This is a genomic window from Arsukibacterium sp., assembly GCF_033722355.1.
In the GTDB taxonomy this organism is placed as follows: domain Bacteria; phylum Pseudomonadota; class Gammaproteobacteria; order Enterobacterales; family Alteromonadaceae; genus Alishewanella.
The window spans coordinates 1-5,613 of sequence record NZ_JAWVZF010000174.1 but is presented as its reverse complement, the minus strand read 5'-3'; the positions used below and the strand labels follow the sequence as shown (position 1 = coordinate 5,613).

The 5,613-nt window shown below is 46.5% G+C and carries 10 protein-coding genes; 7 read left to right on the top strand and 3 right to left on the bottom strand.

The annotated features are described in order from the left end of the window. Positions 1 to 343, top strand: a 343-nt coding sequence (locus tag R3177_RS12800; protein ID WP_318971418.1) for an LPP20 family lipoprotein, incomplete at its 5' end; no start/stop codon positions are given. Between the two features lie 45 nt (positions 344 to 388). On the opposite strand, the gene flgN is transcribed toward R3177_RS12800, so the two are convergent. The 3 genes from flgN to flgA form a co-directional block, all read right to left on the bottom strand. Continuing rightward, positions 389 to 823: a flagellar export chaperone FlgN gene (flgN, locus tag R3177_RS12795; RefSeq protein ID WP_318971417.1), complete on the bottom strand. Its 435-nt coding sequence runs from the start codon at positions 821 to 823 to the stop codon at positions 389 to 391. Further along, the gene (flgM, locus tag R3177_RS12790; protein WP_318971416.1) at positions 823 to 1,158 is read right to left on the bottom strand and encodes a flagellar biosynthesis anti-sigma factor FlgM; all 336 of its coding nucleotides are present in this window, start codon (positions 1,156 to 1,158) and stop codon (positions 823 to 825) included. Before flgM ends, flgN begins: the two co-directional genes overlap by 1 nt. Before the next feature lie 77 nt (positions 1,159 to 1,235). Then, on the bottom strand, positions 1,236 to 1,946 hold the full coding sequence (flgA, locus tag R3177_RS12785; RefSeq protein ID WP_318971415.1) for a flagellar basal body P-ring formation chaperone FlgA: 711 nt from the start codon (positions 1,944 to 1,946) through the stop codon (positions 1,236 to 1,238). Positions 1,947 to 2,137: 191 nt separating this feature from the next. On the opposite strand from flgA, the gene R3177_RS12780 reads away from it, so the two are divergent. The 6 genes from R3177_RS12780 to R3177_RS12755 all read left to right on the top strand — a co-directional run. Then, complete coding sequence (locus R3177_RS12780) at positions 2,138 to 3,067, top strand: chemotaxis protein CheV (RefSeq protein WP_318971414.1); 930 nt, start codon at positions 2,138 to 2,140, stop codon at positions 3,065 to 3,067. A gap of 16 nt (positions 3,068 to 3,083) precedes the next feature. Next, entirely contained in the window at positions 3,084 to 3,917 is an 834-nt protein-coding gene (locus R3177_RS12775; protein WP_318971413.1) for a protein-glutamate O-methyltransferase CheR, read from the top strand. 70 nt (positions 3,918 to 3,987) lie between these two features. Further along, complete coding sequence (gene flgB, locus R3177_RS12770; RefSeq protein WP_318971412.1) at positions 3,988 to 4,389, top strand: flagellar basal body rod protein FlgB; 402 nt, start codon at positions 3,988 to 3,990, stop codon at positions 4,387 to 4,389. Positions 4,390 to 4,391: 2 nt separating this feature from the next. Further along, positions 4,392 to 4,811 (top strand): flagellar basal body rod protein FlgC, encoded by a 420-nt coding sequence (gene flgC, locus R3177_RS12765; protein WP_318971411.1) that lies wholly within the window; start codon positions 4,392 to 4,394, stop codon positions 4,809 to 4,811. 13 nt (positions 4,812 to 4,824) lie between these two features. Then, positions 4,825 to 5,508, top strand: a complete 684-nt coding sequence (locus R3177_RS12760; protein WP_318971410.1) for a flagellar hook assembly protein FlgD — start codon at positions 4,825 to 4,827, stop codon at positions 5,506 to 5,508. A gap of 25 nt (positions 5,509 to 5,533) precedes the next feature. After that, positions 5,534 to 5,613, top strand: an 80-nt coding sequence (locus R3177_RS12755) for a flagellar basal body protein (RefSeq protein WP_318971419.1), incomplete at its 3' end; no start/stop codon positions are given.

Below are 5,613 nucleotides of genomic sequence, written 5' to 3'. Positions count from 1 at the left end.
GCATGCTGTTGGTATGGCACCGATTTCACTGCAACCTGGTCAGTCTGATAGCCAGAAAATGTTACTGGCAATGCGGGCGTCAAAACTGGAAGCCTATCGCGAGCTCGCGGAGCAGGTATATGGTCAAAGAATTGACAGTAGTAATAGTGTCAGAGCGATGGTGGCGGGGAACGATCAGTTTGGCAGCTCGGTGCAAGGAGTGATACGCGGCGCCAGAGTGGTTAAAACCTATGCGCTGGACGATGCCTATGTCACCGAGCTGGAACTGGATTTTGAGCAGGTATATCACTTGTATCAGAATATTTATCCAAGCCAGAAAATAAAAAGTATCCATTACTATTAAGTGTGAACAGTAAACCAGCGCAGGCATGATAACCCTGGAGTTAATTCAGGCTTTAATGCCTTTACCTATATTATCAACGGTAGGCTTGCCTTTGTTGGTATAGGTTAAACCCGATTTTCCTCTGCTAGACAGCAATTCTGTTTTCAGGCGTTGTAATGTTAGCTGGCTTTGCTCCAGCGTTTGCTGATTGACTTCGTTATGCTGTTTGCAGTCTGCAAGCAACTGTTCTAATACCGCCACCCGTTGTTTAAACCACGGTTGCTGTTTGGCAGTTTGCAGCAGTGTATTGGTAGCAATACTATGATCGGTTGCCTGAATTTCGGCGAGGACCTGTTGTTTTTCTGATGTATTAGTGTTGAGTTTATCGATGTCGCGGGAGGCGAGGGCGGCAAGTTCTTGCCGCAATAACAACAGCAGCGCTTCCAGCTGCGCTTGCTGTTGTTGGAGCAGAGAGTTCAGAGGTTCAAATTGGCTGTTCATCATTCTTTATTGAACAGATCACCTTCGAATTGCATAATTCGCCGGGCAAGCTGTTCAACATTAACCTTGTACTTGCCTTCAGCAATCGCCTGCTTAATTTTATCAACCTTTTCCTGATCAATACCACTGGCAGCATTGGCTTTTTCCTGCAGCTTATTAAATTGCTTAGCCTGAGGGGTTATTGATACTGAGTCCTGCCGCTGGGCTGCCCCTTGTAAGGTTGCCTGTTGCGTTGCGTTCTGCTGGACAGCGGTTTGCTGCCGCTGAACACTTTGATCAGCTTTGTCATTTTTTACCTGAGATGTATTCTGCAGGTTATTGATATTTATTGCCATGATAGAACCTCTTTACCTTAAACCAGTTCCCTATGTTCAGGTTAACGGCCGAGCTTTAAAAAACTTTAATTTATTTTTTAAAATTTCACTCTTACCTGATTAACAGCTACAACTTCCGTTTGAATTTTCCGGCCAGATTGCTGATTCTGGACCGTTATTGTATCACCGAGGGTGCCATCCTGTTCAGCAATACCGCTGGCAGACACACTAAGGCCGCTGTTATCAACCAGTATTGTAACAACATCCCCGCGACAGACAAGGCAAAGATCCTGCATTGTAATCAGCTGACCATTACTGAGTGATCTTTTGCTCCGCGCGCCAACAATCTGACGAGGATCACTGACCAGATTGCCACGGACAAACCGGCGCTCTTTCGCTTCCTTCTGTAACATATCGGCTGTTATCACCGTACCTGTAGCAATATTTTGGCGGACTGTGACGGTTTCGACCATTTCGGTGACTTTGACCGGCAGATATAGCTGCCATGACCCCGGCTGGCTGCAGCTGATATTAACGGTAAACTGGCGGGAATTGCTATTTTGCGGTTGGCTGAACTCAGGCGCTTCAGTACATATTTTATCTCCAATCCGGCTGTCCAGCGGCACCACTTCTATTTTAATGTTGCTATCCAGAGTTATGTTCAGCTCTTGTTTAAGCCATATTTCAGTCATGTCGGTTAGCTGTTCCGGACTGTACTGCCGGGTATCAGCTTGGGCTGCCAAGCTCAGATTACTGAGAAAAAATAATAAGATAACGAATACCGGATAAAATTTATCGTACTTGTTCATATGGTTTCAGCTATGCTTTAGGGGCTAACAGTTATACTATTGCCGGTGTAATAAGTTTAATTATTGTCGGGGGGGCCAGCCCGGGTTAAAGGTTAGCGGCCCGCGACAACTTACTTCAGGCTGCGTCAATTAGTTACCGCTACCGACGTTGCTGCAATATTAGCGCCAATATGTTGTATCAGGAGTGGCAAATGGCCAGTATATTAGATTCTGTCAATCAGCGTACGCAACTCGTCGGTCAGAACCGCCTGGAGTTACTGCTGTTTAAACTGACCGGCCAGCAGCGCTATGGTATTAACGTATTTAAAGTACGTGAAGTATTACAATGTCCGACGTTAACGGCAATTCCCCGTCGCAATAAATTTGTGCGTGGTATTGCTCACATTAGGGGCCAGACAATTTCAGTTATCGATCTTAGCCTGGCAACGGGGGGTAAACCGATTGATGATTTGGCTACGGCTTTTATTATTATCGCCGAGTATAACCGCTCAGTGCAGGGCTTTCTGGTCAGTTCTGTTGAACGTATCATCAATATTAACTGGGAGGCCATTATGCCGCCACCCAAAGGTGCGGCCGGTAAGCAAAGTTACCTGACAGCCGTAACCGAAATTGACAAGCAGCTGGTGGAGATCCTGGATGTTGAGAAAATACTGGAAGAAATTTCGCCATCGCCAACAACAATCAGCGACCGGGTCGATACCGCCACCATTAACAGCGATTTGGGAGACCGGCTGATTTTGATCGCAGATGACTCCACCGTAGCCCGTAATCAGGTAAAAAGAGCGCTGGATGGGTTGGGCGTGAAAATGCATCTGGTGAATAATGGCCGCGAGGCGCTGACTTACCTGCAACAGGTTGCCAAAACCTGTCATAGCTCTGTAACCGAAAAAGTGGGACTGCTGATTTCAGACATTGAAATGCCCGAGATGGATGGTTATACCCTGACTGCCGAGATAAGGCTTGATCCGCAATTGAAAAACCTGCATGTTATTTTGCATACCTCGTTAAGCGGCGTGTTCAATCAGCAAATGGTTAAAAAAGTAGGTGCTGACGACTTTATTGCAAAATTTAACCCGGATGAACTGGCTGAGTCGGTACAAAAGTGGCTGCATGCAGAATAAGCGCTAAGGGTAAGTAGTGACCAATAAAGAGCTACAGGAAGGCGAATATAAACTGTTTCGGGATTTTCTCGAGCAGCAGTGTGGCATTGTCCTTGGCGATAACAAACAGTATCTGGTAAAAAGCCGGCTTGGACCGTTAATGCAGCGGTTTAGCATCGACACCTTATCTGAATTAGTCAGTAAAACCCTAAGTCCCTTTGAGCGTCAGTTACGCTCTGCGGTTATTGATGCGATGACCACGAATGAAACATTGTGGTTTCGTGATACCTATCCCTATGAGTTACTGAAGAAACAAATTTTGCCTGAACTGGAAAAAAGTTGCCGCACGCTGAAAATCTGGTCGGCGGCCAGCTCGTCTGGGCAGGAACCCTATTCTATTGCCATGACCGGGCTTGAGTATCAGCAAAGCCGCCCGGGCGCATTTAGCCTGGGGTTAAATATTCTGGGCACTGATATTTCCAATACTATGCTCGAACACTGTCAGCGGGCTGAATATGATGCGCTGGCCCTGTCCAGAGGCTTATCGCCAGAGCGGCGCAGCCGTTTTTTTGAAGACAGCGGTAATGGCATGATGCGGGTAAAAGATTTTGTCCGGAAAAATGTTAGCTTCCGCCATTTGAACCTGCTGGACAGCTACACTTTGCTGGGTAAATTCGATGTCATATTTTGTCGCAATGTACTTATTTATTTTTCTCCTGATGTAAAAGCAAAAATCATTAAACAGTTTGCTCAGTCATTAAACCCCCGGGGCTACTTGTTTCTTGGCGCGTCGGAATCTATTTCCAGCGTCAATACTGATTTTGAAATGCTGCGCTGTAATCCCGGCATTATCTACCGTAAAAAAGTTTAACCGCCGCTGCTGAAAAACTGGCCTGTGTTTTGCATTTGGTTTGCCATAGTTCCGAAGAGGTGGCAAAAAAATGGCAATCAGTTTTGAAAAAGCATTTGGTATGCATCCCCATGCATTATTAATTCGCGAGAAACGCTCTGAAGTGCTGGCCGAAAATATCGCTAATGCCGACACGCCGGGTTACAAAGCCAAAGATGTTGACTTTCAGCAAGCCTTGCAATTAGCGAAGTCACGTCAGGGGCATAGCGCCAGTCGCACTCACGAGCAACACTTCCATATCGCCTCGACGATGGCTAAAGACACCTTATTCCGCCAGCCTGATCAGCCTGATACCGGCGATGGCAACAGTGTGGATATTCATCGCGAACGTAACGCAGTTATGCAGAATAACCTGGAATATCAGGCAAGTTTAACTTTCCTTAACAGCCGGATTTCAGGTTTGAAAAAAGCGCTAACAGGTACAGGGCAATAATTATGAGTATTTCAAAAGTCTTTGATATTGCTGGCAGTGGTATGACTGCGCAGTCAGTAAGAATGAATACCACAGCCAGTAATATTGCTAATGCTAACAGCGTGAGCAGTAGTGTTGATGAAACCTATCGTGGGCGTCACCCGGTATTTGCTGCTGAGCTTTCTGAAGCCCGGCGTCAGCAGGGTGACAGTGCCGGGGTTAAGGTATTGGGTATTGTCGAGTCTGATGCGCCACTTAATGTCGAGTATGCGCCCAATCATCCTTTAGCCGATGAAAATGGTTACATCTATAAGCCCAATGTCAACATTATGGAAGAGATGGCCAATATGATTTCTGCCTCCCGCTCTTACGAAACGAACGTGCAGACAGCCGATGCGGCCAAGCAAATGATTATGCGTACCCTGCGAATGGGCCAGAGTTAATAAGGAATAGCGGATGAGTACTATTAACACAAACCAGGCACTGGATGGCATGTACTGGGATAACGGCAAAAAAGTGCCGGATAAAAATAACGGCGCACTGACTCAGTCTGATTTTTTTGCATTGTTAACTCAGCAACTGGCTTATCAGGACCCGACCAAACCGGTAGAAAATGATCAGATGATTGCGCAGATGACCAATTTCACCATGGCAGACGGTATTGGCTCGCTTAATGAAAGTTTCAAAGGGCTGTCTGAGAGTATGACATCTAATCAGGCATTGCAGGCCTCCTCTCTGGTCGGCCGGACTGTGCTTACTCAGTCAGACGAAATAGTATTTACCGGTGAAACGCTGTCCCGCGGTCATATTAACCTGGACCGGCCCGCTGACAACATGCGGGTTCGGATAGAGAAAGCCAATGGTGAGCTGGTAACGAATTTTGATGTAAGTAATCCGGCGATGGGTAAAAACGAATTTGTCTGGGATGGCACAAATGCCAATGGTGAGGCAATGCCCCCTGGTGTTTACAAAATTAAAGTTGAAGCCAGCTTTGCCGGCAGCAATGAGTCGATACCGGTCAATGTGTTTACCCCAGTGTCCAGTGTCAGCCTGGCTGGCAATGGCAAAGGAATTACTCTTAATCTGGTTGGATTAGGAGCAGTGAAATTAACTGATGTTCTGGAAGTTTCCTACGGTTGAGCAACCGTTTAAGGTGAGGTGATTTATGAGTTTTCAAATAGCATTAAGCGGCCTGGCTGCTGCCCAGAAAGATCTGGATACGACGGCAAATAACATAGCCAACGT

Excerpts from the sequence above, each read along its gene's own strand:
- flgM (WP_318971416.1), bottom strand. The coding sequence starts at position 1,158 with ATGGCAATAAATATCAATAACCTGCAGAATACATCTCAGGTAAAAAAT.
- flgA (WP_318971415.1), bottom strand. The coding sequence starts at position 1,946 with ATGAACAAGTACGATAAATTTTATCCGGTATTCGTTATCTTATTATTT.
- R3177_RS12780 (WP_318971414.1), top strand. The coding sequence starts at position 2,138 with ATGGCCAGTATATTAGATTCTGTCAATCAGCGTACGCAACTCGTCGGT.
- R3177_RS12760 (WP_318971410.1), top strand. The coding sequence starts at position 4,825 with ATGAGTACTATTAACACAAACCAGGCACTGGATGGCATGTACTGGGAT.
- flgB (WP_318971412.1), top strand. The coding sequence starts at position 3,988 with ATGGCAATCAGTTTTGAAAAAGCATTTGGTATGCATCCCCATGCATTA.
- flgC (WP_318971411.1), top strand. The coding sequence starts at position 4,392 with ATGAGTATTTCAAAAGTCTTTGATATTGCTGGCAGTGGTATGACTGCG.
- flgN (WP_318971417.1), bottom strand. The coding sequence starts at position 823 with ATGAACAGCCAATTTGAACCTCTGAACTCTCTGCTCCAACAACAGCAA.